The sequence below is a fragment of the Paenibacillus sp. FSL L8-0333 genome (assembly GCF_037965665.1).
Lineage (GTDB): Bacteria > Bacillota > Bacilli > Paenibacillales > Paenibacillaceae > Paenibacillus_AQ > Paenibacillus_AQ odorifer.
Genome location: NZ_CP150186.1, coordinates 4,381,676 through 4,408,652, shown reverse-complemented (window position 1 = coordinate 4,408,652; position 26,977 = coordinate 4,381,676). Strand labels below are relative to the sequence as shown.

The window sequence follows — 26,977 nt, the reverse complement described above, 5'->3', positions numbered from 1 at the left end:
AAAGGTTGATGAAAATGGCTAAGATTTGTGTAATTGGCAGCTGTTCAATGGATTTAGTAGTGACTTCGAATAAGCGACCTCACGCGGGTGAGACTGTGCTTGGAGAACAATTCTCCACCGTTCCGGGCGGTAAGGGCGCGAACCAAGCAGTCGCTGCTGCCCGTCTTGGAGCAGAAGTTACGATGGTTGGTTGTGTAGGTGATGATTTCTATGGTACCGCTATCATGGATAATCTGAAAAAGAATCGCGTTTTTACCGCCAATGTGGAACCGGTTACACATGCCGAAAGCGGAACAGCCCACATCATTTTAGCGGAAGGCGATAACAGCATTATCGTTGTAAAAGGAGCCAATGATTTAGTTACTCCTGCATTGGTTGAACGGGCACTTGAGAATATTAAAGGCTCTGACATGGTATTAATCCAACAAGAAATTCCGGAAGAAACGGTGTCTTTTGTAAGTGAGATTTGCCACAAATTCAATGTGCCTATGTTGCTTAACCCAGCACCTGCTCGTCCTATCAGTGAAACGATTATAAACAATGCCACCTATTTAACACCCAATGAACATGAATGTGCAATATTATTTCCTGAGATGAGTACTGCTGAAGCTTTACGCAAATATCCCAATAAGTTATTTATAACCGAGGGCAGCAATGGTGTGCGTTATTACGATGGTAAACAGGAAGTTTTAGTTCCCACCTATAAAGTAAATGCTATAGATACCACTGGAGCAGGAGATACTTTTAATGCGGCATTTGCTGTTGCTCTAGCTGAAGGCAAGTCTATTCGAACTAGTGTAAAGTTTGCCAATCGCGCGGCTTCTTTATCCGTCACAAAATTTGGTGCCCAAGGTGGCATGCCAACAAGAGTAGAGGTGGAGGTGAGTCTTTAATTATGAAAAAACAAGGAATCTTAAACAGTCATATTTCCAAAGTGCTTACTGATTTAGGCCACACCGATACGATTGTCATTGCTGATATTGGATTACCCGTTCCACCTGGTGTTCCAAAGATTGATTTAGCACTTAAATTGGGAGTTCCCAGCTTCCAAGAGCTTGTCGAAATCATTTCAGAGGATATGGTCATTGAGAAAGTTATCGTAGCAGAGGAATTAGCTGCAAAAAATAAAGATACCTCTGAATACTTGAATGACAAATTTAAGGAAATACCTATAGAGGCGATTTCACATGAACAATTTAAATGGTTAACCCAGCATGCGAAGGTCATCATTCGTACGGGGGAAGCTAAGCCTTATGCAAATTGTATTTTACAAGCCGGGGTCTATTTTTGATAAAAAGGGGGTTCAAAGCGTATGCACATTACGATGAAAGATATTTATAAATCTTTTGGGGCTAACCGTGTGTTGACGGGTGTGGATTTTGAACTGAAGGATGGCGAAGTTCATGCCCTAATGGGAGAAAATGGCGCAGGCAAGTCTACTCTGATGAACATTCTGATTGGACTGCATCAGCGTGATCAAGGGACCATTACTATAGATGGTCAGGAAACATACTTTAATAATCCCAAAGAGGCTGAACGTTATGGGATCGCTTTTATTCATCAGGAGCTGAACGTGTGGCCGGATATGACGGTTCTAGATAATCTGTTTATTGGTAAGGAACGAACCTCCAAACTAGGGATCTTAAATATGAAAGAGATGAAAGCGTTAGCAAATGAACAATTTCGTAAGCTCTCCGTAACGATTCCCTTAAATCAAGAGGCGGGGGAATGTTCGGTAGGTGAGAAACAGATGATTGAGATTGCAAAAGCGCTTATGACTCATGCAAAAGTTATCGTCATGGACGAACCGACAGCGGCATTAACCGAACGGGAAATCCAAAAATTGTTCGAAGTCATAACTTCCCTTAAAAAGGAAGGCGTCTCCATCGTGTATATTTCGCACCGGATGGAAGAGATCTTTACGATATGTGACCGAATAACGGTCATGCGAGATGGGAAAACAGTAGACACGAAGCCTATTCCAGAGACTAACTTCGATGATGTAGTTCGGAAGATGGTAGGGCGTGAATTAACTGACCGGTTTCCTGAGCGTACCTCCAAACCCGGAGAGGTTGTTCTTGAAGTCAAAAATGCCACGAAAAAAGGGCAATTTAAAGATGTTAATTTCTCCGTTCATTCTGGTGAGATCTTAGGCTTCTCAGGATTAATGGGATCTGGACGAACAGAAATGATGAGAACCTTATTCGGATTGGAATCGTTAGACCGTGGTGAGATTATGGTACGGGGAGAAAAGGTCACGATTCGAAATCCCAATGATGCGATGAAGGTGGGGATAGGATTCGTTACGGAGGATCGGAAAGATGAAGGGTTAGTGCTTGATTTCTCTATTCGAGACAATATGGTCCTTACAAATTTATATAGCTTCGCTCCTAAGGGTGTAATCATTGATAAAAAAGAACAAGAATTTGTAGACATACTTATCAAACGGCTGCACATCAAGACACAGTCTTCCTCCACTTTGGTCCGGAATTTATCCGGGGGGAATCAACAAAAAGTGGTCATCGCCAAATGGATTGGGATTGGCTTAAGTGTGCTTATCCTCGATGAACCTACCCGTGGAGTGGACGTAGGAGCTAAACGGGAGATCTACCAGCTCATGAACGAATTAACGGAACGTGGAGTCGCCATTATCATGGTATCGTCAGAGCTTCCTGAAGTTTTAGGAATGAGCGACCGGATCGTAGTGGTTCATGAAGGGGAAATTAGTGGAGAGCTATCACAACAAGAAGCTACGCAAGAAAAAATCATGACGTTAGCTACAGGGGGGCAATAGTAATGACAACTATCAAAGGTGAGAGAGAAAATAAAGGTTTTCAAATCGGGCAAATTACACAGAAGCTAGGTCCATTACTAGGGCTGATTATTCTAATTGTTATCGTTACGGTGTTGAACCCAAGCTTTATGGAGCCCCTTAATATCCTGAACTTGCTTAGACAAGTTGCCATAAATGCGCTTATCGCTTTTGGGATGACCTTTGTTATTCTAACGGGTGGTATCGATTTATCGGTGGGTTCTATTCTAGCCCTATCCAGTGCCTTCACAGCTAACCTGATGTTGTCAGGTTGGGATCCTGTCTTAGCTATTATTGTAGGTTGTTTAGCGGGTGGTGTGATGGGGATGGTCAACGGACTGATGATTACCAAAGGTAAAATGGCACCATTTATCGCTACGTTGGCGACCATGACGATTTTCCGGGGATTAACTCTTGTATACACAGACGGTAATCCAATCACAGGTCTTGGAGACAGCATGACCTTCCAATTGTTTGGTCGTGGATATTTACTGGGAATACCTGTACCTGCTATAACAATGCTCATCGTCTTCGCAGTCTTATGGGTTGTATTGCACAAAACTCCATTTGGTCGTAAAACCTATGCCATTGGTGGTAATGAAAAAGCATCAATTATTTCAGGGATTAAAGTAGACCGCATTAAAATTATGATCTATTCATTGACCGGTATGTTGTCCGCATTGGCAGGAGCTATCCTGACTTCCAGATTGAACTCAGCACAACCCACAGCAGGCACATCCTATGAGCTGGATGCTATCGCAGCTGTAGTATTAGGCGGTACGAGCTTAACTGGTGGTCGTGGACGTATCGTAGGCACATTGATTGGTGCACTGATTATCGGGATTTTGAACAATGGTTTGAACTTGCTCGGCGTATCCTCTTTTTACCAAATGGTGGTCAAAGGGATCGTTATTGCCATTGCCGTACTCATAGACCGTAAGAAAGCCGTATAAGGGGGATTCCAACATGAAAAAGTTAACTTTGATTCTTACTTCCTTACTATTAATTCTCATGACAGGTTGTTCCTTGGAGCCTCCAGAGTGGGCTAAGCCTAGCAGTGGTGGAAGCATGGAGAATATGAAGATTGGATTATCCATATCTACTTTAAATAACCCCTTCTTTGTATCCGTTAAAGATGGTGTTTTGGCCGAGGCTAAGAAGCAAGGCTTGGAAGTCCTTGTCATTGATGCCCAAAATGATTCTGCTAAACAAAGTAATGACGTCGAAGATTTGATGCAAAAAGGTGTGAATGCGTTATTGATCAATCCTGTAGATTCATCAGCGATCTCGACGGTAGTGCAAACAGCTAACAGTTTAAATATTCCCGTCGTTACTTTGGACCGTTCCGCAGATCAAGGGGATATCAAAGCTCTTGTTGCCTCTGACAATGTAAAGGGTGGCTCTATGGCGGCAGAATATATTGTAGAGCAGCTTGGGAAAGGTGCAAAGGTCATCGAGCTAGAAGGATCCCCAGGAGCGTCAGCGACTCGGGAACGCGGTAAGGGATTCCATGAAATTGCGGACAGCCAGCTAGATGTCATTGCTAAGCAAACGGCTGATTTCGACCGTACGAAAGGCCTGACCGTTATGGAGAACCTTCTACAAGGAAATCCTGGTGTACAAGCAGTTTTCGCTCATAATGATGAAATGGCGCTAGGTGCCATTGAAGCCATTCAAAGTTCAGGCAAGAATATCCCTGTGATTGGTTTTGATGGAAATGAAGATGCACTTAAATCCATCGAAGCTGGTAAATTAACAGGAACCGTTGCTCAGCAGCCTGAATTAATTGGCCAGCTAGCCATTCAAGCCGCTAAGGATGTATTAGAAGGCAAAACCGTAGAAAAGCTGATTGCGGCACCGCTTAAACTAGTTGTTAAAGAGTCAAAATAATAACCATTATAGAAAAAGACTGCGCTCGCCGATTTGGCGAGCACAGTCTTTTTTGCTGTACATTGCAGCTTATTCTTCAATAACTCTATCCGGTAGCTGTGTAACATAGCTGTCTGACAAATGGAGCAGTTGTAAGGCACGCTCGAATTCGTCTTCTGTGGATTGCAGAGGTTGATCGCCGTTACCAGATAAAGTATAATGCTGGCCATCCTCGAAGCCACTGCCGGATAAGAAGAGCTCTTCGTTATTTACGAAAGATCCTGTAGGCAAATAATACCGTTGTGGAAGTAAGTTATATGATGATTGATTCAAGAGATCTTGTCCGAAATGAATATGATCTGTAAGTGAGACACCCAATAAATTAGATACGGTAGGTAAAATATCCACTTGCCCGCCCAGCTGTTCTTTTACACTAGGTGTTGTAATCCCTGTCGCTGACATGATCAACGGAATATTAATCAATTCACGTTCCGAATATTCATGGCCGAGAATCTCTTCCAGTAGGAGATGATCATCCTCTTTTAGAGAGAAGATAGGCAGCCCACGATGATCCCCGTACAATACGATCAAGCTGTTATCCCACACTCCGTTTTGTTTGAGCTCATCAATAAAAAGTCCTAGCGCATAATCAGCATAATTCTGAGCCCGAATATAATCGCCAACAAGCGTTCCTTCGAATCGCACTGGAAGTGTCATTTTGTATTTATCCTCTGGGATGGAGAACGGGTTATGAGATGACATCGAAATTACATGGGAGTAGAAGGGCTGGTCATCCTGATCCATTCTTGCCAGCTCTGCAGCGGTTTTTTCATACAAAACTTCATCAGAAGCGCCATAAAATACTGTGTCTTCTTCCCCGAAGTAAGTTTTATCATAATAACGATTGAATCCCAAAGCACTATAAAGCTCACCACGGTTCCAAAAGTCGACTTCGTTCGTATGGAATGTTGCCGTATCGTAACCTTGTGCTTGCAGCAGCTTGGGTAAGCTTGGAAGCTCTTTAGGAGCGTACATTTGGGTAGCTGGACCATCAGGTGGTACATAAAAAGAAGTGTTCACAATAAACTCTGCGTCAGAAGTGTTGCCTTGTCCAACCTGCTGGTAGAAACGCGGGAAGTAGAAGCTGCTGGCCGCAAGCTTGTTCATATTTGGTGTGATTTCTTGTCCATCAATCTTTAGATTGATTAAGAAGTTCTGGAAAGACTCCATTTGCAGAATGATTAGATTTTTTCCTTTGGCGGCTCCAAATAAAACTGGGTTAGAGATTGCTTGAATTCCTTTGGTTTTATCAATAGTGGATTGCGTAATCTCAGAGACGTCAATTTGTTCTTCCTCTTGATCAGCTAGCAGAGAGTAGGCTTCATAATTAAGAATGCCCATTTGCTCCGCTTTAATCGTTTCGTTCATACTGGCACGGTTTGGAAAAATATTCATTGCACAAATGATGATGGAAATACAGAACAGGACTGCCACCGCTTTACGGTTACTTTTGCGCGACATGGCTTTTTTCCAATCCAGTGCTTTCTGTTTTCTAAACATCACCAAGCTGATGACAATGATATCCACAAAGATAAGCATATATTGAGGACGAAGGACCGAAAATATACTTTTCTTTACGGCTCCCACTTGTTTGACCTGATCTAATACTTGCGAAGTAGCAATGATGCCAAAATGATTATGATATACAATTAATGAGAAAAATAGAGTAGTAATCAACACATTGACAAGCATGTAAATTGCAATTTTTCGTTTCGTAGCGAACCATTCAATCAAGCAAAAGACTAGAAGTACAAAAGGGATTTCTTTAAGCCAAGTGGTCCAAGTAGGGCCATCTTCAAATAGAAAATACCAGGCAAAATAGCTTTTTACAAGCATAATGAGAGAGAAGAATAGCAGGGATCTTTTACTGAGGGTACGAGGTTCTTTAAACGGCATTGCTTATGCCCATCCTTTTCTTTTTAGATTAGTTCATTCTATTACATTGAAGCGTTTAAAATCAACTAGATTTGGGTATGTCTGAGTGGAATTTTCCTGAATATTACAGTTTAGGTGGATTGAATAGTTCGCGATATATAAAAATTTTTTATGAAGATGAACTTTTTACAGTGCTCCTGACTCATATAGGGGAGAGAGGTGAAGGCATGGATGTTGTTCGATTGGTGAAAAAAGCCAAAAAGGGAAATAAAGAAGTTTTGCTGCAATTAATCATGTATGAAAAAGATATTTTTTATAGGCTTACGTACAGCTATATGGGAAATGCGCATGATGCTATGGATGCCATGGAGGAAATGATAGTTACGTTATACGAGAAGATTGATCAACTTAAGAAAGAGGAGTCTTTTTACAGCTGGAGTAAGACGATTTTGGTAAATGGCTGCAAAAGGCAGCTTCATAAGCGAAGTAAACTGGTGTTATTAGAGGATTGGAGCTCCAATGATAAGATGGAAAGCGTCCATGTTGCACCAGGCGATCCTTATCATAAAAGTGAACAGCAAATGGATATGCAGGCGTTATTGTTACATGTGAACGAGCAGCAAAGAGAAGCAATTCAATTAAAGTATTTTCATGATCTCGATTATCAAACGATAGCTGACATTACACAGGTCTCGATCGGAACTGTTAAATCAAGAATCTACAATGGATTACAAACGCTAAAAAATCATTACAGAGGTGATGTTGATGAACGATAACGTCGAACAACGATTGGTGGATGAGAAGAGGAATTTAGAGTCCATAACTGCACCTGAGGGTTTAGAAATGAGATTAAGAAATGCTTTAGACTCGGCACCCCCAAAAAGAATAAAAAGAAAAAGCTCCCCCCTCTGGAAGATTGCAGCCGTCATCTTATTAGTGATAGTGGTTACTGGAAACAGCTATAATGCCTTCGCTTATTATGGAAAAAAGTTATTTGGTTTTGATGAGGTGCTAGAGGGAACTTTACAACAACTCAATGAACAAGGAATGGGACAAAGCATAGACAAAAAGACGACGTTAGCAGATGGAACAGAACTTAAGATTAACGGAATTATGGCAGATGCCAATCAATTTATTGTGTATTACACGTTAAACAATCCTAAGGGACTAGAGGAGACGGGAGATCATTTTAGTCCTTCTAAAATAGAAGGGTTTCTCACGAATTCCAACATAAGAAGTGGCGTATCTTTAATCAATGACGAACATACAGAAATAAAAGGCACGATGACATTTGATAGCGTAAGCCCATTTTCGAAAAAACTAACACTTCATTACTGGGGACCTCTACAGAAAGGGCAGATGAGTGAAGGGAGCATAACGTTTTCTTATAATCCAAATCAAGCGATGGTGACTCAGATCAAACAGTCGATTAATAAAAAGGTCAAAGCCGACAAAGGATCAATTACCTTCAAATCGATCACGGCCACACCAACCATGACTGTGATTAAAGGGAGTATGAATGTCGAGAATTTCGATCGAATAAGATTAGGGTTAGAAGGCATTCAATTAATTGCCAATGGAAAGCCTGTAGAAATATTAGGCAGTAGCAATAAAACCTCGCTGGGTGGGAGATCATTTGATATTCGTTATGACACCTTGCCAAAAGAACTACATTCATTGCAGCTGGTTGTTAAAGAGTTTGTTGGATATCAGAAGCTGGAAGAGAAGTATCCTCTAAATGCTGATAGTAATGAGCCGATTCTACTGGGGGATAAAGAATTATGGATTAAGGATGTGTCCAATACCGCTCAAGGGATTGAAGTAACTATTGCTACAGATGAGGATGTAATGCTGGATGGTGTGTCTATAGAAAATGCTGGCGAAAACACGGCTTTAAAAACAACAATTAATCAAAAAGAGTCAGAAAAAAACAACGGTAAACTCATGAAGGAACGCACCTTATTATTTGATACACAAACGAAACCTGAAAATATTCTGATAGAAGGAATACATTATATGAAGGAATATAACAAGGTGATTGAGATTCCAGTGGATTAAAAAGAGGTGCCATATCCATAATTTATGAAATATAGTAAGCTATAATAGTCTGAGAAAGTGAGGGGGTTATGGAAAATATAGGAGCTTATAAGGTGAGTCGTCCGTCGTTAATGTCGCTTCTGTTTTCTATGATTTTTTCAAGTAGCATACTACTGTTAAATGCCAGAAATAATATGGAGTATAAAGTATTACTTTATTTTGGTTATATATGGTTGACCTTCTGTCTGATTGTTGTAATCATATTGCTCTATAGGATCATTACGATTAGAAAGTTCATTGAGGTTCGGATTCTTCCAGACTCTATACTAGTAGATAACAAAGAAATTCAAGCGAAACAAATTGAGAATATTTATGTAAAGGGCTATTTCATACCCGTAATAGGCATTAAACCTGTAGATCACAAATTTCCTCCCTATAGATTATGTTTTAGTTTTCTTGACGAAGAATACAAGGGAATGAAAGAACTAACCGCATGGGCCGAACATAATCAGATTAAACTATCTAAAAAAAGATTTATGAGATGGCTTTAACCGGGCTCTGACCAGTCCACCATACCGCGCTATATGCGCACTGCGGAGAGGATGGGTGTCCCAAAAGCCGAAAATGGCTACTGGGGCACGTCATTTTTTTTGCTCCATCATCGAACCCCAAAACGTCGCTCGTTTCCTCTATCTGCGAATCCAGAAACGGCGTTCGCTTCCTCCATCCGCAAATCCAGAAACGTCGTTTGCTGCTATCACCGATTTCCCAAACCTCGCGCACATTCTCCATCATCGAACACTCTAATTTTGTCACCTCCGCTATCCCCCAAAAACTACTCTTTCTTCGATCACATTTGCGCACCCGGAAGTGGCTAACGGACTCAGATGACCCTTAGACGCGTCATATCCCACTTTTGGAATCCTAACGGACCGCATAGTCGCTATTGGCCTGAAAAACACCCCAAATGATGCCTTTTCGACGGAATAACTGCGCTGGAGTCCGAAACCTTGCTCCAAAGGCGAAATATTCGCTAATAACGTCATCTGGGTCCGAAAGTAACCGTCTTCCATCATCGAATCCCCAAACGTCGTTCGCTTCCTCCATCCGCGATTTCTCATACTTCGTTTGTTACCGCTATCACCGATTTCCCAAACCTCGCTCACATTCTCCATCATTCAACCCCAAACCTCGCTCACATTCTTCATCACCGAATCCTCAAATTTTGTTCTCTTCCGCTATCACACTCCCAAGTCACACTTTCTTCGATCACATTTGCGCGTCCGGAAGCATCTATCGGACTCAGATGACCCTTAGACGCGTCATATCCCATTTTTGGAATTCTAACGGACCGCATAGTCGCTATTGGCCTGAAAAACACCCCGAAAGCAGCCTTTTCAGGGGAATAACTGCACTGGAGTCCGAACCCTTGCTCCAAAGCCGAAATATTCGCAAATAACGTCATCTGGGTCCGAAAGTAACCGCCATCCATCATCGAACCCCAAAAACCTCGTTCGCTTCCACTTTTGGAGTCCTGACTGCCGCATAGAGACTGATTACGCCAATACGCTAATAGGTGGAATGAATGGAAAACACTTAGTTTTTGTTGCAAATACAACAATTATGGTATACTATTTTCCTGTCACATCTGCATAACACCATATAAATGGAGCTCAAAATAAGAGTTTATTTGTAAATTGATATTTTAAAAGGAGAAAACACAATGGCTATAAATATAAAAAAGTGCACGTTCGAAGATTTAGGTTCACTTCAAGGAATTAGTGTTGAAACATTTAATGAGACATTTAGTAATCAGAATTCACCTGAAAATATGAAAGCCTACTTGGATAGAGCATTTAACTTAAAGCAATTAGAAAAAGAATTGTCGGATAGCTCATCAGAATTCTATTTTATTTATTTTAATGAAGAAATAGCTGGGTATTTAAAGGTTAACACCGATGATGCTCAATCTGAAGTAATGGGCAATGATTCGCTTGAAATCGAGAGGATTTATATTAGGAAAAAATTTCATAAACAGGGGCTTGGGCAATATCTAATAAATAAAGCTATAGAAATAGCGATACAATGTAATAAAGAGAAGATTTGGCTGGGGGTTTGGGAAAAAAATAAGAACGCCATTAGCTTTTATGAAAAAATGAAGTTTGTTCATACAGGAACTCATTCTTTTTATATGGGTGATGAGGAACAAATAGACTTTATTATGACAAAACAACTATAACATTTCTCTAAAATGATGTTAACTAAGGAGCGATAGGAGGCTTAGAATGAAGCAACTTTATATAAAACAAAAGGTATTCAGTCTAAGTGGTAAATTCACGGTAAAGAATCAGCAGGAGCAAGATGTCTATTACGTAGAGGGCAGTTTTATGCAAATTCCCAAGACTTTCTCTATTATGAATACAACAAGAGATGAAGTCGCACTAATTACGAAAAAGGTGTTCAGTTTTTTACCAAAGTTTTTTGTTGAAGTAGATGGTCGAGAGGTGTTAACGATTAAGAAGGAGTTTTCTTTCTTTAAAGCACGTTATACGATTGATGCGGCTGACATTGAGGTACATGGTAACTGGTGGGACATGGATTTTCAGGTTTTACAGCATGGTGTAGTCATCGGTAAAGTGAACAAGGAGTGGTTCACTTGGGGTGATAGCTATAAGGTTCAAATATTGAATGATGAGATGGAGACGCTCATGATTGCGTTCGTTGTCGCTATTGATTGTGTGAAGGCTGACCAAGCATCTGCATCTCATCAGTGACGATTTAACGTTAAAGTTGAAAACTTAACAAGGTGACGTGGACGGAATTAATTCAGCAGGTGCTGATGAGTGTAATTGGCTTAGTTTATTTATGATGCGTTGAACCGTACTATAAGTAGGAGCAAGTTTAGTTTTTTGATATAGCCTATGTTAGATCTTATTGTTGATTTTCATTTTTTGAAAAAACGCCCATTGCGCCCAAGCGCCCTCTCCACGAATGCATATGATGATTATGCCTACTCATTGAAAGGAGCGATCACATATGGGATTTTTTCCAACACCGGGAGCCGGCGGAGGATTTCCAGGATTCCCGGGCGGACCTGGCGGACCTGGCGGACCTGGCATGCCGGGAGGACCCGGAGGACCTGGAGGACCTGGAGGACCCGGGGGACCAGGGTTTCCGGGAACCCCCGGACAATTTCCGGGGGGTGCACCAGGAGGCGTTCAAGCGCCGACGGCTCCTCCACCGCAATTCGTGCCGCAAATGTCGACTACCACATTTGCCATTGATCCCGGCGGGATCAGACGCTGCCTGTTCCGCAACACATACATTTGGCTGAACAACGGCGAGCAATTTTGGTTCTTTCCAGTATTCGTCGGGCGTAATTCTATTGCAGGGTTCAGATGGAACGGTTTTTTCTGGTCGTACTTTGGTATTGATTTGAATCGGATCGCTTCGTTCACGTGCTTCTAAAGCAGACAGCGATAGAGAACAGCCAGCAGGCTGTTCTCTATGTTATGCGAATTTTCGTGTTCCGGGAGTAGTGAATTACGCAAAAGATACATAGACAAGGTTCATTTTTCCCTGACGCTGACGTTAATACTAGATTCAAAAAAGGACCACTCTGCGAAGGATAACCTTAAAGCTTGCCGTTACAGACAGCGCGTTGAGCCGTATCATTAATCACGGTAATGCGGAGGGTTGGGCACGTTGGGTGATCCATTCTGTTATGAATTCAATTAGTTTTTTTGCCGCTGGAGAGGCATTTTTAATGGATGCGGCTGCAATGCCAATAGAACGATAATGCTCTCCTTCTAATGGGCGATAACATACATTGTCGGGGAGATGTGACAGAATCATTTCGGGGAGTATACTTACTAGGCAGATTTACAAATCCCAAGTCAGCGGTTCCATCGGCAATCCATTCTTCTATTTCAGAGTAGTTACCATCAAGTAGTTTTATTTCAATATGTGGAAACTGATTTTGAAATTGTTTAATGATTTGGGGCATCCATTGGATCGATACACTAGAGAAAGTACCTATTTTCACAGTGCCAATCTCAACTACCTTACTGAAAATCTGATATTTTAAAAGATTCATAATGATTTCTCTCCTCAATAATATATGAAAAAAATTCATTAAACTAATAATTAATATTCATTATTTTTATCTTAATTATAATAGTATAATCTGTTTTATATAAAAACATCTACGATTAAAGGGGAGTTTGAGCGGAATGGTTCATGAATCAAACGGATCTTATTATGCAGTCATATTTTCAAGTCAACGTACGGAGGGGGATAACGGATATAACATTATGGCTGAAAAAATGGAGCAGCTTGCGTCCGGGCAACCAGGGTTTTTAGGAGTGGAAAGTGTCCGGAATTCTTCAGGAGCGGGTATTACGATTTCTTATTGGGAGAGCTTAGAGGCGATTAGTAACTGGAAACAGCATCAATCTCACAAAGTTGCTCAGGAGAAAGGTAAGAAAGAATGGTACCAAAATTACAAAGTGAAAATTTGTAAAGTTGAAAGAGAGTATTCTTGAGTGGTAACATATCACTGCAAAGTAATTGGGAATCAATCCATTGAAGCGTACAACAACAATCATTTTATTTCAAAAGGATGCGAAGAAACTTATCCGAGAAAATAGAAGATTCCGTTACTAATTAGATAAAATATAGATATGGGATGATTATTAAATGAACTATCAAATTAAAAGGGCGACCCTTGAAGAAAAAGAAATCCTCAACAACCTAATGCAATTTTATATGTATGATTTCTCCGAGTATATGGATTTGCACCTTGAAGAAAACGGAAAATTTAATGATTATCCTCTCAACGATTACTGGACAGAAGAGTCGAATTTCCCATATCTGTTAACTCTGAATGAGAAAAATGCTGGATTCGTTTTAGTCAAATTAAAAAATAGAGATGATGATTTATACTTTTCCATTGCAGAGTTTTTTATTATAAAAAAGTATCGGAGAGTAGGATTAGGTAGACTAGTTGCAAAAGATATTTTTAATTTACATAAGGGGCTATGGGAAGTTTATCAAATAGATAATAATGAGCCCGCACAACGCTTTTGGAAAAAGGTAATAGAGGAATACACTGGCGGAAAATTCACTGAACGAATTGAAGCAGGGAGAAAGACACAGGTGTTTGTTAATTGAGTTTGAATCTTAAACTAACAGGATACAGTAGATCAATAAAAAGCGGCAGTCGTGGACTTTATTTACTAGTTCAGGGCTGCCGTTGTTTTTTAGGTTCTCCAGAAGTGATGTTATAAGCCAGTTGCTTTGGTATTTTTGAGTAGTACAAAATCTCTTCTGGTGTTAAAATTACCCAAAAAGTATTTTAGGAGGCTAAGACGGGAATTATGCTTAATATACAGCAGATTGTAGAACTTATTCCTCATCGGTATCCGTTTATTTTAGTGGACAGAATTATAGAGTTGGAGGATAACAAGAGAGCAGTAGGTATAAAAAATGTATCCATTAATGAACCGTTTTTTAGCGGCCATTTTCCTGAGCATCCTGTTATGCCAGGTGTTTTAATTGTGGAGGCATTAGCCCAGGTAGGAGGAATCACAATGTGCAAAAACGAAAAGCTGATGGGCAAGATAGGGTTATTAGTTGGCATTGATAATGCCCGTTTTAAGCGCCAAGTAACGCCTGGGGATCAGCTTCTTCTCGAATTCGAAGTCAATCGGATGAAAGGTGAGATTGTAAAAGGCAAAGGCATCGCAACAGTAAATAGTGAGCTGGTATGTGAAGCTGAGATTTCTTTTGCATTTGTGCAAAAAGGAGGTTCAAAATGAAAAGGATGCCGTTTGTACGACCAACTGAACATTACGATCTGCAAATTAAGGATATCGACGAGCAAATATGTGCATTGATCAAGCAACGAAAGGAAATCTCGAATAATAATCCAGGATTCCCACCGTTTGAATCTATCTCTAAATGGGCAGAAAATTATGAGCTCTATGAGGATTTTTTGAAAGCGGTATTTGGGACATTGCTAAGTGAAGAGCATTTTAAACCGATGGTTGAGCCAATTGATTTTAGAAAACATATTGCAGTTCTTAAATCAATTGAGAAAGATGAATTATTTTATACACTGACCTCTATACGTCAATACAGTAATGCTAGTGTGGTCACCCTTAATATAGATTGGGACATGACAACTGAGCTTCCAGCAAATTCTCATAGCCATAGCTTTTTCGAGCTGTTTATAGGAGAAGAATATGATAGTCGAATGACGAATGGCGGAAGTTCAACCGGACAAGCTTCTTATAATTACGTGATTTCTCCACCGCTTTCTGACGATCCTTCAGGCGTTACATTAGAGTTCAGGAAATATGGTAAACCCTTCAAGAACAATGAGACAGGAGATCAAATTGTTTTTAGGCTGTAGTACTTATTTATTCATCGGAAAATATTGCTTATAGCTGTCTCCATTGCTATGATCAAAAGTGGAGATCCGAGCGAAGTTAAATTAGGCGCCGCTCCATATCACAGTTAACGGATTTTTAGTGAAATAAAAACCGGCCATCCTGAGGGGATGGCTGTTTTCTGTGTAAAACAAATTCAATGATTCATTTCCAGCCATAAAAACTACGAAGGTACAGTTTATAATGTGGATATTCAGGAATACGAAAATTGATGACCCCATACAGACTTCAGATGTCTGTATTTTTTTGCTAATTGTGGTTCTATAGTATGATTTTTTGGGATTATTTGAAAAATGGTTGAGAAATACTTAGTGTATAGTCAATACTGTGACTTATAATGTTAGCTTAGGTAATTATCTAAAACCCTTAATATAACCTTGAATATATTCATTTACGCAGCAAAAGGCTGAAAGGAAGTCATCTCTTGTTTGAAACCCTACTTTTGAATTTTTTGTTTTTGCTTTTTCCAGTATTAACATTTCTGATATTTTTTGAGAATCGGGCCTATTCCTACAATAGATTGATTCTCGTTTTTATGTCAGCAGTGACCATGAGTCTCTGTATCGCTAAACCTATCAGACTAGAAATTGGCTATATTTTTGATTTAAGGTACATTCCGTTTATTATTGTGGCACTCTTTGGAGGATATAGGAATGTTTTTCCTCTATATATTATTTTGAATGCGTACAGATTCTATGTGGGTGGAGATGGCGTATTTTATTCGTTTCTATTTGCGACGGCGATTCTGATTTTGGTGCCGTTATATAAAAACAGATTTTTAAAATTACCATCGAAAGGTCGTGTGATTGCGGCAAATCTGATTGCTTTGCTAATTATGGGGGTTTATCTGTTTATTTTAGGTTTGGTTCAGGATTCTTTAGACAGGCAATTTTGGATTCTTTCATTAAATGCTTTGACGACTCATGTTGGGGTGATGAGTGTCATTATGATTTTGATTGAAAAAATTATATCTAATATTAAAAATCGGGAACGGATTGTCCAATCGGAAAGATTAAATGTCGTCAGCGAGCTAGCGGCAAGTGTATCCCATGAAATCAGAAATCCACTTACAGTGACTAGTGGTTTTTTGCAGCTATTAAATAAATCTAAAACAATGACGCCAGAGGAAAAGGGATTTGTAGAGTTGTCTTTACAAGAGCTACAGCGAGCAGAAAAAATTGTAAGTGATTATCTCTCCTTTGCCAAGCCACAATCTGAAAACATGGTTTACTCCAATATGAAGGCAGAATCAGAATATACTAAAAATATCATAATGCCTTATGCCACCATGCACAAAGTAGATGTTCAATTCAATTTTAATAATTCCTTAAATAAAAATTATGACCGGAACCAGATTCAGCAGTGTCTAATTAATTTATATAAAAACGGTATAGAAGCGATGAAGGAAACCGATGGCGGAACGCTATTTATCGATATATTTGAAAAAAAGCAAAATATTATGATCAGTATCAAAGATAACGGAGTCGGCATGACTAAAGATGAAATATCGCGACTCGGTAAACCGTATTATTCTACTAAAGCAGAAGGGACGGGGCTGGGTATGCTTATGGTCTACAGTACCGTCGATAAAGTGAAAGGAAATATTGAAGTCGATAGTGAAAAAGGCAAAGGGACAACATTCCTTATAACCATCCCAACATAGGCAAGTTGCAGAGAGTATCTTTTGCTGTTTATACCCCACTAGGAGTGTGTAATACCTTTCATGAATGGATTTCGTGTAAAAAGGGCAACGTGCCTGCGCGAGTCCCATCTGGAGGTGCAGCAATGGAGATATTTGTAACTATAGGCGTCAAATTGGTCATCAGCTTTTTTGGTTTGTGGATCATTACCTTTATTACCGGCCGCAAGACGCTTAGTCAATTGACACCACTTGATTTTCTGTCTTCATTGATTTTAAGTGAAATTGTCGGCAATACGATATATGATGATGAGGTGAAGATCTGGCATCTGCTGTTTGCTCTTTTTATTTGGACCGCATTATCTTATCTGTTCGAAAAGGTGACTACCCATTTTGTGAAATTCGGGAACATGGCGGAAGGCCGGACAGTGCTGCTAATTGACGATGGCATAGTGAATCAGGATTTGTTGGAGAAATATGATATTGAGTATACCCAACTGCTGTTCATGCTGAGGCAACAAAATATCTTTTCCCTAAGTGAAGTACGGTATGCTCTGCTCGAAACGAACGGTTCTCTATCGGTAATGCGCAAGTCTGAAGATGAGCAATCTTCTGCTTTTTCCGTTACAGTTATTGATAAAGGCAGGGTACTGGAAGAGTCTATGCGTGGCAGAGCGATGAACAAGGAGCAGATTAAGGAACGCGTCAGAGAGCAGGGCTATAATTGCATTGAGGATATTGCCTATGCTGAATATAAAGAAGACGGAACGCTCTATATCCTTCCCAAAAACAAACCATAAATCCACATGATGAGACGCTGGAGCCGGGAGGCTCAAGTGTCTTTTTTCAAATCAGGAGTGCCTAGTGAATAATAAATCTTAATGGAGGTAAGGATGATTAGTTTAGGATTATGGATCTTAACCGCTCTAATTGTGCTAGTTGTTGTAATGTTTCACGCAGGAGCATTATTAGATTTTATCCGGCCTAGTGTCCTACAAACTCAGCTTTTTGGTCTTCACATTACATTGTTTGGAGTAGTTGTGATATTAGCCTATGAGGGTGGCCGCGGGATAGGCGTTTTTATTGGATTAATTGGGCTGTTTACGGGTATCTTGGGCTCTTTTAGAGATTCCTCTAAATCGGAGGATAAAAAGAATATCTGACAGCTTATATATTTACTAACTTTCGGAGGGGTATAACTTTATGGAGATTTCTATATGTAAAGCAGACGCGAGTGACGCAGCGTTTATTCATGAAATGCAAGTCAAAGCCTTTATGCCATTGCTGGAGAAATATAAAGATTATGAAACCAGCCCAGCCAATGAATCTGTGGAACAAATAAGGGATCGAATTAATCAGTCTTTTGCAGATTATTACATGATTAAGAGTTTTGATATTGTTGTGGGTGGTGTCCGCATCGTTAAAAAGGAAAATAAAACTTATCGGGTCAGTATCAAAGAAATGGGAGCTGGATAGTATTATACAAGAGCAAAGGAATTGCTATTTATATGAAAAGTTAGGGTATAGAAGCACGGGGGAAACCAAAAAAATAAATGACAACTTAATATTAGTTTTTTATGAAAAACATATGAGTTAAAGCCTTAGGATTATACTTGAAAAAAAAGACAGCGGGCAGTTCATGTCCACTGTCTTTTTAACATACAAATCAATACACTCGAATACGCTTCACAAATAACGATATAATCAATCCTATACCTGCAATTGCTGCGATAAATAAGTAAGCATGTGTAATTCCAGCGGTTAATATTTCAGGCTGTGCAGCGGTTGGATGTGTGTTTGCGAATCGTGTTTGTCCACTAGACATTAGCGTAACAGCGAACGTTGTACCAAGAGCACCTGCAATTTGCTGAAGTGTACTCATAACAGCAGCCCCATCCGGATAGTATTTCACAGGTAATTGATTTAACCCATTGGTTTGAGCGGGCATAATGACCATTGCTAATCCGATAAACATTGCGCAGTGTATTAAAATAAAGGTTAGGCTACTGGTTTCAGTTGAGTTTCTTGTAAATAGAAAACCAGCAATGGTTGTGATGGAAAATCCAAGCGGCAGCAATAATTTCGGACCGTATTTATCGAATACTCTACCCGTAACTGGAGCCATAGCCCCGTTAATAACACTGCCTGGAAGAAGTAGAGTACCAGCCATTGTGGCCGATAACAATAAACCTCCTTTTAAATATAAAGGTAATAAAATTGCAGAAGATAAAATGATCATCATTCCTAAAAAGAGCATTATAAGACCTATCGTAAACATGGGATATTTAAATACCCGTAAATTCAACATTGGGGTTTCCAATTTAAATTGCCGTAATACAAACAAGATTAAGCTGATGAAACCAATAATAAGAGGCAACAAAACAATGATTTCACTCAAAGAATGATCAGCAAAGTTACTAAAACCAAAGACGATTCCACCAAATCCAAGCGTAGAAAGCAAGATGGATAAAATATCTATTTTAGGTTTTGTGATGTTGGCTACATTTTTGATGAATGTTAATCCGAAACCTAATGTAAATAACAATAAAGGTAAGCTTATCCAAAAGATATACTCCCAGCCAAAATGATCTACAATTAAACCAGATAGAGTAGGTCCAAGGGCCGGTGCACACATAATAACGAGCCCCATCATTCCCATGACAGTTCCGCGTTTATGTGCAGGGAAAATAATAAGAATAATATTGGTCATTAATGGAAGCAATAAGCCTGTCCCTAAGGCTTGCACTAAACGTGCAATTAATAATGAGCTGAAATTAGGGGAGAGGGCAGCAATTAATGTACCGACGATAGATAATAGCAAGGAAGCTGTGAATAATTGTCTAGTGGTAAACCATTGCATTAATAGGGCGGATATTGGAACGAGGATTCCTAATACAAGTAAATATCCTGTGGTTAGCCATTGAACCGTTGAGGCGTTGATTGAAAATTCATCCATTAAATTTGTAAAAGCCATGTTTAAGGCGGTTTCACTAAATAGCCCGACGAATGCACCTAGCATAAGCGAGAAGGCCATAAGGGCGGGACGTTTAACTTGAACAGTTGATGTTGATTCCATGATTATGATGAACCTCTTTTCAGAATTGTGATTCGGATTATTTATGCTGGATAGATGATATATCAACTATGAGGAGGAGAGAAATGCTCTAAGCACCTCTTACATTATCCTGCACACGAGTTAACAAAGTCTTAAGTGTTGAGTAATCTGAAGCAGATAATCCTGACTCGATAATTTCGTTTAAATTGACCGTCACCTCATTTATAGTATTCTCTAATTTCCGTCCTTCTTCTGTTACATATACATTTACCGCTCGGCGATCTTGCGCACTTGTTACTTTGCGTATGTAACCTTTGCTCTCTAAGCTGGCGATCATTCTGGCAACACTGGCTTTGTCCTTACCAAGATTAGCAGCAATCTCGTTCTGAGATAGACCTTCTTTCTCAAGCATCAGAGCCATAAGTAGATGCTGTTCAGGTGCAAGTCGAAAAGGAGCAAGTAACTTTGTTAAATAATTTGCTATTTCTAAATGCAAATCTCGAATGACCAAACCTAAAGGTTCTCTTGAATCCATATGATCTCTCCTAATTGAAGAATAGATGATATATCAACGTTATTGATTTGTCTATATTAGCATAAAGTTATGGATGCTTGTCAAGTTAAAGAAAATGAATAGAATCATAGAATTAAATACAAGCGGTAAAGTTGTTTAATGCCCAATCACTTGATGATACATAGTCATATGCTGTTGTGAAATTAAAATAAAATAATTAGGGAGGGATTTAAATGGGGTATAACTGTGTTGGGGGCGTTCAAGAACAAAAAAAGGCTCCAGTTTGTATTAATCCTTGGACATCAACGGGTACGATTCTTGTGCTTTACATTCTCCTCGTCATTATCCTTAAAACTTGTTGGATCTAGAATTTATGTAAATTGACGCCCCGAAGTTTTTTTCTTCGGGGCGTTTCTTTGTTTTCTTTAGCAGGATAGACTTAACGGGAATAATCGGGTTGTGTCATAGAAATGGGCTGAGGATTGGCAAGTACCCATTGCACCGCCAGCTCGCATAATCTGGCTGGTTGCTCATTGCCAGCGATGTTGCGGAACCGTTTGGCGAGTGCAGCTGCCTCTTGAAGAAGGACGGGCGTTAAAGGCGTCCCCGTGCTAAAATGCCGCATCAGTGCATCCAGCATTTTACGGTAATCGGCATCCCAGTTTCCTCCGCCATTATTAAGGATTTCATGAGACACCCGCCCTGTGATGCGGATAACCTCACCCTGCACCGTTATCGCGTGTCCTGAAGCAGGGACGAGAAAATCCCACAGCTCTTGGTGCTGTGCGGGCCATGCGGCTGCCGTTACCTTGATAGGAGAGATTCCATCATGTCTCACCAGTTTCGCTATAGGCTCGACATCAAATTGCCGGTACAGCTCCAGGAGAGCATTTGCCGTTTCATCCAGTCGATCTTTATTGTAATTTGTTCTGACGAATTCAAAATCCTTGCCGATACGCCGCACGGATTCCTTCATCTCCGGCGTGATTACTGCTCCTGCATCTAGCATAATACGCGAGATTTCTGCCATGTGAACTATATCGATATTCCGGCATTGTAATAATCCTTTGGCGAGAGGTGTGTTTTTTCGGTTATTTTCTGCATGGACATTTGCGCCGCGTACCACCAGATCCCGCACTACTTTTGTTTTGTAAGAAGCAGCTGCTGAGTGCAGCGGTGTCTCATTCTGGTAATCCAGGGCTTCCATATCTGCACCTAGCTCAAGGAGTAAGGGGACATTTCCGGACCAGGTTGCAGCCTGAGCATGAAGAGGGGTACGCTTATAGTTGTCGGCAGCGTTGATGTCAGCACCCTGCTCCACAAGCCAGGAAACCATTTCATCCGGTATTTGCCGGAAGCTGAGGGCGGTACCTTTGCTGTAACCCCCACGGGCATCCCATTCGCATAGCTCAAATACCTCTTTTAAGGCAGACATATCATTCGTTTTAACCAGCTCGGCAAAATTGGCGGGTAATGTTTTTTTCTTTTTGCCCATCTCATTTTTCCGCTCCTTTATTAATAGATAAATAGCAGATAACTTCTTGCAAGTTTATCATATAGGAGAATTGAACACTAATTCATGCAGGACGAAAAGGTTGAAGATATAAACGTAACTTTATTGGAAAAGAGTGGAATATCGTTTATGTCGATTTCGAATCATAGACTAATAGAAAATAAAAACATTAAGCTTGTGTCTTGGAAATATATTCGAGATTTACGAAGGACATCGAAATTACGCTAACACTAGGCAGTCAGACAAAGCGATCGACTCTGCTTTTGTTGTTTTTTAAGTTCGTTCATTTCTAATTTTTCTGAACTCCTTAGGAGTTATGTTTAAGTGTTTTTTAAAAGACTGGATAAAGTGATTGGCGTTATTGAAACCAACTCGCTGTGCGATTTCAGTTATCGTGTAGTCAGTTGCTATTAACAAATCACAGCTTTTATTAATGCGATATTTAATTAAGTAGAAATACGGAGTCATATGGATACTTTTCTTAAAACCTCGAGTGCACTCCGATACACTTAGATGTGCTGTGTCTGCTATTTCCTTCAATGTCAAATTATTAGAATAGTTTTTGTGAATAAAACTAAGCATTAATTGTAGTCTCTCTTGCTGGAGTCTGTTATATTTAGACGATTCCTCAGAGGATAGAGAAAAATTTGATATAAGGATTAACCATAACTGGACAGTTTTGATAGAAACTTCGTACTCCCATCCCCATTTTTTTTTCGATTCAAATTCTTTTTTCATATCCCAAAGAATTTGTAGGATTTGATTATGCCAGTCCTTATCTCCTTTGATTTCTAAACTTAACAAGAATGAATTGGTATACGGAAGTACATACTTTTTTTCCATTGCACTTTCAGAATAAAAAGCGAGTAACTTCTCTGGGAAGTTAAAACTAACATATTCACCCTCTTGGTTAAGGTACGTAACAATATGAAGTACGCTCTTATTAATAAAGATGGCCTGACCTGCTTCTAAATCATAATTGATTCCGTTGACTTGTATGGTTAGTTTCCCTTTGGTCACTAAAGTAATTTGTAGTTCTTGGTGCCAATGTAGATCGTTAACCCCTCTGCCATTAGGAATAGATTCATAATTGGTATGAGTGTACATGATGTATGGAAATGCATCATCAGGAAATTGAATGGCTTCGTGCAATTGCCTTTTCAAAGTGCTTATTCTCCTTATTTGACGATATTTCTATATAAATTAAAGATATAGTTGCACAATATAGACCCTGACGGTGATATTATTATATCCAGCCTAGACTTATCATACAATTCTGTGCACAGGGATTGTCACACATTTTGGAGGAACTATGGTTAGTTCAAATAAACCGCCTATACTATTTCATCCGTTTATTCTGTTATTTATCAGTATTTTGTCCGTTTCTATCTCTTCAATCATGATTAAACTATCAGATACACCTACTTCAGTGGCCGGGATGTATAGATTGTTTATTTCTGTAATCATCATGCTCTGTTTTACATCTGGGAAAATGGCTCGTTCTGCTGAGATGAATAAAAAAGATTGGGCCATCGTTGTTTTATCCGGCCTATTTCTAGGGTTACACTTTTTATTCTGGATGGAATCATTGGTCTATACTTCAGTTGCAAGCTCCATGGTGATCTTATCGTTACAGCCGCTATTTGTTATGATGGGGTCTTACTTTTTATTCAAAGAACATGTTAACCTGCTAACCGTTTTTTGCCTGATTGTTGCTCTTTTAGGTTCGATTGTTATTGCATGGGGAGACATATGGGTTTCGAAAGATGCACTAATCGGCGATGCTTTATCGTTAATTGGCACATTCTGCGCTTCAGTCTATCTGTTGGCCGGGCAAAAAGTAAGCGGCAAAATCAATGCAAATATATACAGCATTTTCGTCTTTTTTATTGGTGGTACTGTTATGCTCGTGTACAATTTGATAAATAATGTCTCATTAATTAATTATGCTTCATCAGATTGAATTTATTTTTTGCTTCTTGCAATAATTCCAACTATTTTTGGTCAATACATCTTTAACCTTTTGTTAAAGTCGATTGGAGCAACTACTGTCTCGGTTGGGATTATTGGTGAGCCTGTTCTTGCCATTGTCCTTGCATACCTATTATTAGGGGAAACTATGTCATTATTCCAGCTTTTAGGCGGCATAATAACCTTACTCGGTATGGGAATGTATTTTTGGTCGAAATCTTTAAAGTACAACATTCAAAATAAGTAAATGAGTAGTCGGAAATATGTATAGGGGGATGGGAAATGGTAACTATTGATGATTTTTTGAAACTTGATGTTCGTGTTGGAACGATTATTAAAGCGGAGTTTTTTGCAAAAGCAAAAATACCTGCGATTAAACTCCAAATTGATTTTGGACCCGATATCGGAAGCAAAACATCAAGTGCACAGATTACTAAACGATATAGGCCTGAAGAGATTGTAGGGCAACAAATCATTGGGGTAGTTAACTTCCCTGCTCGAAATATAGCGGGTTTCCTATCAGAAGTATTAGTTCTTGGAGGAATACCGGATAAAGGGGATGTGGTTCTCTTGAAGCCAGATATTAAATTACCTAATGGGACACCTATTGGGTAATATAGGGTAATTGTTGTATTAAACTAACAGTGGGTCTATTTTAAGATGTACACAAAATTGATAGTAATCGGAGAGAAGACAATGGAAGAATTAACAAGCTTAGCATCTGAAAGTATTGAGGCAAGTAAAACGGCGCTAGTCGTGATCGACCTGCAACAAGGAATTGTCCACAGTCCAAAGCAGGGGCCGAATACAAGTGCTCAGGTGGTTGAGAATGCCAGCAAATTAGCTCAATCCTTTACGGAGAAAGGGGGATTTGTTGTTCTAGTGAGGGTGTCATGGCTAGATGGGCAAGATATGCTTAAACCTAAAACTGATTTACAAATGAATTCTGTCACCTTTCCAGAAGGTTGGGACAACATCGTGCCAGAATTAGCGAATATCAAAAATGCACATCTGATTTCCAAACGTCAGTGGGGGGCATTTTTCGGTACAGATCTTGATTTGCAGTTACGGCGCCGCGGAATAGATACGATCGTATTATGTGGTATTTCTACCTCGATTGGTGTGGATACTACTGCAAGAGAAGCTTATCAGCTTGGTTATCATCAAGTTTTTGTAGAAGACGCTATGACCGCGATGGTAAAAGAAGAGCATGATTATGTATGCAAAACTATCTTCCCTCGTATAGGTAAGATCCGGTCGAGCGATGAAGTAATATCCATGTTGAAATAGTATAAAAAAACCTCAGGCTCTCTCTGTAATTTCAGAGATTGTCATGAGGTTTTTTAATTGAAGTTATGTCTTACATAAAGATGAGGAGAAGTATCCCAGCTAAGAAGCAGTAATAAGAGAAATACTTCAAATTACCTTTAGCCATAATCCCCATAAACCAGCGCATGGAGAAATAAGTAACGATAAGTGTAGTAATAAATGCAATCAAGTATGGAATTGCTAGCTGCGAGCGGTTAGGATCGTGGGCAATATCAGATGCGCCCATAACAAGTCCGCCCAAACTGACAGGAATATAAAGCATAAAAGAAAAGCGTAAAGCAGTTTCTTGCTTCATTCCCACAGCGATGGAAGAGATGACAGTTGCACCAGAGCGGCTTATCCCAGGAATAAGGGCGACTGCTTGGGCAAGTCCGACTATAACTGCATCCTTCGCTTTTAAGTCACCATCTTGTTTACGGCCGCGAAGGTTACGGATCAACCATAAAGCTACCCCCGTAACCAGCAAGGCGATGGATACGGTATGAACTGACGAGAAGATATCCTCAATCTGATCCTTGAAGAGTAAAGCAACGATTACCGCAGGCAAGGTACCGATGATGATGTACAAAGAGAACAGGAAATCTGACTTATATTCCTCTTTGCGGGTCAGAATAAATTGAACGAATCCAGTGATCAATCTTCCGATATCTTTACGGAAAATAAAACAAATCGCGATTAGTGAAGCCGTATTTGTTAAGATTTCAAATGATAGCCCATTTTGTTTTAAGCCTAGCAATTTCTGTGCGATGATCAAATGGCCGCTCGAAGAGACGGGGATTGGCTCAGTTGCCCCTTGAACAAACCCTAGAAACAAGTATTTAAGCCACAGTATAATATCTTCCATTTTACCTCCCAGTATTTTTGTAATCTTTTCAATCATATCGTATTCAATAAAGAAATGACAATAGAACCATCGTGCCATATTCAATTGGACGAGTTATACTAATTCGTAAGACTATTAAATGAGGTGGAACTATTTGTAGTACATTACTAAAAATTCAGAAGCATGATATTCCGAGAGCAGCCAGTGTTCTGGCCGAAGCATTTGCTAAAAATGATCCTTTATATCAGCATATCTTGCCTGATGAATCAACCAGATTACGCGTGTTGAATATTTTTTTTCATCGTTACATTGAGATGTTGTATCCATATTCGGATTTACTAACGACTTCTACTAACTTTGAAGCAGTGGCTTTAGTGTTCCATTTGGAGCGTCAGACAGGGACATTGATTTCGAACGTCAGGTATATGAAACAGATAGTCCTTGCGATCATCAAGTCATTACCGATCTGCCGAATCATTGGGGTGCGAGGATTTATACGTGGTTTATCTATTTTGCGTAGTATGAGTTCTTTATGGTTATCAATGTTTGGGGATCAGAAGGTTAAACATTTGGATATGCTTGCAGTGCAAGAACAATATCGAGGCCAAGGATATGTATCAAAAATCATGACACCGCTGCTCGCGGAATGTCGTGTGAACAATACATTATGCACGTTAGAGACACAGACGCCGAGCAACTTGCCCATTTATGAGCATTATCATTTCCGTACGGTTAAAGTCATTCCTCTACCTAATAGCCCACTTGAGCAGTATTGTATGGCGTTTACGCAAGGAGTTGCTGAGTAGTTAATAAAAAAGGGCCGTCTCATTCAGCCAATTCATGGTTTTTGGGGCAGCCTTTTTTTGCTTAGTCCATAAGGGTTAATGAAGCTTCAAGAGAAAAATCAGGGGATTTCTCCCTGTAATTCTGCGATCTTTTGTCATCCGGCTAGAATCTATTATTTTGTTTAACAAAAATAGCATAAGCTTCGAAGGATTGTTATAATAGAAACATATATTCCCGTGTTT

The 26,977-nt window shown here is 39.7% G+C and carries 32 protein-coding genes and 1 pseudogene; 25 read left to right on the top strand and 8 right to left on the bottom strand.

Features of this window, described 5'->3' with window-relative positions; genetic code table 11:
• Positions 1 to 14: 14 nt before the first annotated feature.
• Genes rbsK through rbsB form a run of 5 tightly spaced genes read left to right on the top strand, consistent with a single transcriptional unit; the run spans position 15 to position 4,702 of the window.
• The gene (gene rbsK / locus NYE72_RS19730; protein ID WP_036689135.1) at positions 15 to 893 is read left to right on the top strand and encodes a ribokinase; all 879 of its coding nucleotides are present in this window, start codon (positions 15 to 17) and stop codon (positions 891 to 893) included.
• 2 nt (positions 894 to 895) lie between these two features.
• The gene (rbsD, locus tag NYE72_RS19725; RefSeq protein ID WP_036688943.1) at positions 896 to 1,291 is read left to right on the top strand and encodes a D-ribose pyranase; all 396 of its coding nucleotides are present in this window, start codon (positions 896 to 898) and stop codon (positions 1,289 to 1,291) included.
• Positions 1,292 to 1,312: 21 nt separating this feature from the next.
• Positions 1,313 to 2,794: a sugar ABC transporter ATP-binding protein gene (locus tag NYE72_RS19720; RefSeq protein ID WP_076141067.1), complete on the top strand. Its 1,482-nt coding sequence runs from the start codon at positions 1,313 to 1,315 to the stop codon at positions 2,792 to 2,794.
• A 2-nt stretch (positions 2,795 to 2,796) separates the two neighbouring features.
• Positions 2,797 to 3,765: a ribose ABC transporter permease gene (rbsC, locus tag NYE72_RS19715; protein ID WP_036688938.1), complete on the top strand. Its 969-nt coding sequence runs from the start codon at positions 2,797 to 2,799 to the stop codon at positions 3,763 to 3,765.
• 13 nt (positions 3,766 to 3,778) lie between these two features.
• Complete coding sequence (gene rbsB / locus NYE72_RS19710; RefSeq protein WP_036688935.1) at positions 3,779 to 4,702, top strand: ribose ABC transporter substrate-binding protein RbsB; 924 nt, start codon at positions 3,779 to 3,781, stop codon at positions 4,700 to 4,702.
• 69 nt (positions 4,703 to 4,771) lie between these two features.
• Here rbsB and NYE72_RS19705 read toward each other — a convergent pair whose 3' ends face one another.
• Positions 4,772 to 6,637, bottom strand: a complete 1,866-nt coding sequence (locus NYE72_RS19705) for an LTA synthase family protein (protein ID WP_076141066.1) — start codon at positions 6,635 to 6,637, stop codon at positions 4,772 to 4,774.
• Positions 6,638 to 6,843: 206 nt separating this feature from the next.
• On the opposite strand from NYE72_RS19705, the gene NYE72_RS19700 reads away from it, so the two are divergent.
• From NYE72_RS19700 to NYE72_RS19690, 3 genes are all read left to right on the top strand, one after another.
• Entirely contained in the window at positions 6,844 to 7,392 is a 549-nt protein-coding gene (locus NYE72_RS19700; protein ID WP_339210288.1) for a sigma-70 family RNA polymerase sigma factor, read from the top strand.
• Positions 7,382 to 8,674 carry a DUF4179 domain-containing protein gene (locus NYE72_RS19695; RefSeq protein WP_076297670.1) on the top strand — a complete coding sequence of 431 codons (1,293 nt, stop codon included), beginning with the start codon at positions 7,382 to 7,384 and terminating at the stop codon, positions 8,672 to 8,674. The genes NYE72_RS19700 and NYE72_RS19695 overlap by 11 nt, the downstream gene beginning before the upstream one ends.
• A gap of 68 nt (positions 8,675 to 8,742) precedes the next feature.
• Positions 8,743 to 9,204 carry a hypothetical protein gene (locus NYE72_RS19690; RefSeq protein WP_076105271.1) on the top strand — a complete coding sequence of 154 codons (462 nt, stop codon included), beginning with the start codon at positions 8,743 to 8,745 and terminating at the stop codon, positions 9,202 to 9,204.
• 270 nt (positions 9,205 to 9,474) lie between these two features.
• Here NYE72_RS19690 and NYE72_RS19685 read toward each other — a convergent pair whose 3' ends face one another.
• A complete protein-coding gene (locus tag NYE72_RS19685; protein WP_339210286.1) occupies positions 9,475 to 9,831 on the bottom strand; it encodes a hypothetical protein in 357 nt (118 codons plus the stop codon).
• Between the two features lie 545 nt (positions 9,832 to 10,376).
• Between NYE72_RS19685 and NYE72_RS19680 the strand changes: the two genes are divergently transcribed.
• The 3 genes from NYE72_RS19680 (at position 10,377) to NYE72_RS19670 (ending at position 12,121) form a co-directional block, all read left to right on the top strand.
• Positions 10,377 to 10,892, top strand: coding sequence for a GNAT family N-acetyltransferase (locus tag NYE72_RS19680; protein ID WP_076271999.1), 516 nt, complete (start codon positions 10,377 to 10,379; stop codon positions 10,890 to 10,892).
• Between the two features lie 46 nt (positions 10,893 to 10,938).
• A complete protein-coding gene (locus NYE72_RS19675; protein ID WP_076104991.1) occupies positions 10,939 to 11,427 on the top strand; it encodes an LURP-one-related family protein in 489 nt (162 codons plus the stop codon).
• Positions 11,428 to 11,689: 262 nt separating this feature from the next.
• Entirely contained in the window at positions 11,690 to 12,121 is a 432-nt protein-coding gene (locus tag NYE72_RS19670) for a transporter (RefSeq protein ID WP_094901099.1), read from the top strand.
• A 210-nt stretch (positions 12,122 to 12,331) separates the two neighbouring features.
• On the opposite strand, the pseudogene NYE72_RS19665 reads toward NYE72_RS19670, so the two are convergent.
• Positions 12,332 to 12,719 (bottom strand): annotated as a pseudogene (locus NYE72_RS19665) (LysR family transcriptional regulator substrate-binding protein); the annotation flags it as partial.
• A gap of 166 nt (positions 12,720 to 12,885) precedes the next feature.
• Here NYE72_RS19665 and NYE72_RS19660 point away from each other — a divergent pair.
• The 8 genes from NYE72_RS19660 (at position 12,886) to NYE72_RS19625 (ending at position 18,220) form a co-directional block, all read left to right on the top strand.
• The gene (locus tag NYE72_RS19660; protein WP_076104988.1) at positions 12,886 to 13,197 is read left to right on the top strand and encodes an antibiotic biosynthesis monooxygenase; all 312 of its coding nucleotides are present in this window, start codon (positions 12,886 to 12,888) and stop codon (positions 13,195 to 13,197) included.
• Between the two features lie 154 nt (positions 13,198 to 13,351).
• Complete coding sequence (locus NYE72_RS19655) at positions 13,352 to 13,825, top strand: GNAT family N-acetyltransferase (RefSeq protein ID WP_076143730.1); 474 nt, start codon at positions 13,352 to 13,354, stop codon at positions 13,823 to 13,825.
• Between the two features lie 206 nt (positions 13,826 to 14,031).
• A complete protein-coding gene (fabZ, locus tag NYE72_RS19650) occupies positions 14,032 to 14,472 on the top strand; it encodes a 3-hydroxyacyl-ACP dehydratase FabZ (protein ID WP_076143732.1) in 441 nt (146 codons plus the stop codon).
• A complete protein-coding gene (locus tag NYE72_RS19645) occupies positions 14,469 to 15,068 on the top strand; it encodes a chorismate mutase (RefSeq protein WP_036688907.1) in 600 nt (199 codons plus the stop codon). Before fabZ ends, NYE72_RS19645 begins: the two co-directional genes overlap by 4 nt.
• Positions 15,069 to 15,529: 461 nt before the next feature.
• Positions 15,530 to 16,768: an ATP-binding protein gene (locus NYE72_RS19640; protein WP_038572208.1), complete on the top strand. Its 1,239-nt coding sequence runs from the start codon at positions 15,530 to 15,532 to the stop codon at positions 16,766 to 16,768.
• 122 nt (positions 16,769 to 16,890) lie between these two features.
• A complete protein-coding gene (locus tag NYE72_RS19635) occupies positions 16,891 to 17,544 on the top strand; it encodes a DUF421 domain-containing protein (RefSeq protein ID WP_038572205.1) in 654 nt (217 codons plus the stop codon).
• A gap of 93 nt (positions 17,545 to 17,637) precedes the next feature.
• Positions 17,638 to 17,907: a hypothetical protein gene (locus NYE72_RS19630; protein ID WP_036688898.1), complete on the top strand. Its 270-nt coding sequence runs from the start codon at positions 17,638 to 17,640 to the stop codon at positions 17,905 to 17,907.
• Positions 17,908 to 17,947: 40 nt separating this feature from the next.
• A complete protein-coding gene (locus NYE72_RS19625) occupies positions 17,948 to 18,220 on the top strand; it encodes an N-acetyltransferase (RefSeq protein ID WP_305953604.1) in 273 nt (90 codons plus the stop codon).
• 190 nt (positions 18,221 to 18,410) lie between these two features.
• Here NYE72_RS19625 and NYE72_RS19620 read toward each other — a convergent pair whose 3' ends face one another.
• Both NYE72_RS19620 and NYE72_RS19615 read right to left on the bottom strand, forming a co-directional pair.
• Positions 18,411 to 19,826 carry an MDR family MFS transporter gene (locus NYE72_RS19620; protein ID WP_143767711.1) on the bottom strand — a complete coding sequence of 472 codons (1,416 nt, stop codon included), beginning with the start codon at positions 19,824 to 19,826 and terminating at the stop codon, positions 18,411 to 18,413.
• 82 nt (positions 19,827 to 19,908) lie between these two features.
• A complete protein-coding gene (locus NYE72_RS19615) occupies positions 19,909 to 20,334 on the bottom strand; it encodes a MarR family transcriptional regulator (RefSeq protein WP_036688893.1) in 426 nt (141 codons plus the stop codon).
• Positions 20,335 to 20,600: 266 nt separating this feature from the next.
• Here NYE72_RS19615 and NYE72_RS19610 point away from each other — a divergent pair, with 266 nt between their 5' ends.
• Entirely contained in the window at positions 20,601 to 20,681 is an 81-nt protein-coding gene (locus NYE72_RS19610) for a YjcZ family sporulation protein (protein WP_232061537.1), read from the top strand.
• 71 nt (positions 20,682 to 20,752) lie between these two features.
• On the opposite strand, the gene NYE72_RS19605 is transcribed toward NYE72_RS19610, so the two are convergent.
• Both NYE72_RS19605 and NYE72_RS19600 read right to left on the bottom strand, forming a co-directional pair.
• Positions 20,753 to 21,808, bottom strand: a complete 1,056-nt coding sequence (locus tag NYE72_RS19605) for an ankyrin repeat domain-containing protein (RefSeq protein WP_038572199.1) — start codon at positions 21,806 to 21,808, stop codon at positions 20,753 to 20,755.
• A gap of 291 nt (positions 21,809 to 22,099) precedes the next feature.
• Positions 22,100 to 22,990 carry an AraC family transcriptional regulator gene (locus NYE72_RS19600; RefSeq protein ID WP_038572196.1) on the bottom strand — a complete coding sequence of 297 codons (891 nt, stop codon included), beginning with the start codon at positions 22,988 to 22,990 and terminating at the stop codon, positions 22,100 to 22,102.
• A 148-nt stretch (positions 22,991 to 23,138) separates the two neighbouring features.
• On the opposite strand from NYE72_RS19600, the gene NYE72_RS19595 reads away from it, so the two are divergent.
• The 4 genes from NYE72_RS19595 to NYE72_RS19580 all read left to right on the top strand — a co-directional run bounded on the left by NYE72_RS19595 (position 23,139) and on the right by NYE72_RS19580 (position 25,087).
• Positions 23,139 to 23,789, top strand: a complete 651-nt coding sequence (locus NYE72_RS19595) for a DMT family transporter (RefSeq protein WP_339210282.1) — start codon at positions 23,139 to 23,141, stop codon at positions 23,787 to 23,789.
• A gap of 9 nt (positions 23,790 to 23,798) precedes the next feature.
• Positions 23,799 to 24,044: an EamA family transporter gene (locus NYE72_RS19590; RefSeq protein WP_339210280.1), complete on the top strand. Its 246-nt coding sequence runs from the start codon at positions 23,799 to 23,801 to the stop codon at positions 24,042 to 24,044.
• A 35-nt stretch (positions 24,045 to 24,079) separates the two neighbouring features.
• Positions 24,080 to 24,412, top strand: coding sequence for a chaperone CsaA (csaA, locus tag NYE72_RS19585; protein ID WP_038572193.1), 333 nt, complete (start codon positions 24,080 to 24,082; stop codon positions 24,410 to 24,412).
• 81 nt (positions 24,413 to 24,493) lie between these two features.
• Positions 24,494 to 25,087: a hydrolase gene (locus NYE72_RS19580; protein ID WP_038572190.1), complete on the top strand. Its 594-nt coding sequence runs from the start codon at positions 24,494 to 24,496 to the stop codon at positions 25,085 to 25,087.
• Positions 25,088 to 25,157: 70 nt separating this feature from the next.
• Here the strand turns inward: NYE72_RS19580 and NYE72_RS19575 are convergent, their stop codons facing one another.
• Entirely contained in the window at positions 25,158 to 25,970 is an 813-nt protein-coding gene (locus tag NYE72_RS19575) for an undecaprenyl-diphosphate phosphatase (protein ID WP_036688882.1), read from the bottom strand.
• A gap of 404 nt (positions 25,971 to 26,374) precedes the next feature.
• Between NYE72_RS19575 and NYE72_RS19570 the strand changes: the two genes are divergently transcribed.
• Positions 26,375 to 26,755 carry a GNAT family N-acetyltransferase gene (locus NYE72_RS19570; RefSeq protein WP_249267676.1) on the top strand — a complete coding sequence of 127 codons (381 nt, stop codon included), beginning with the start codon at positions 26,375 to 26,377 and terminating at the stop codon, positions 26,753 to 26,755.
• Positions 26,756 to 26,977 lie beyond the last annotated feature (222 nt).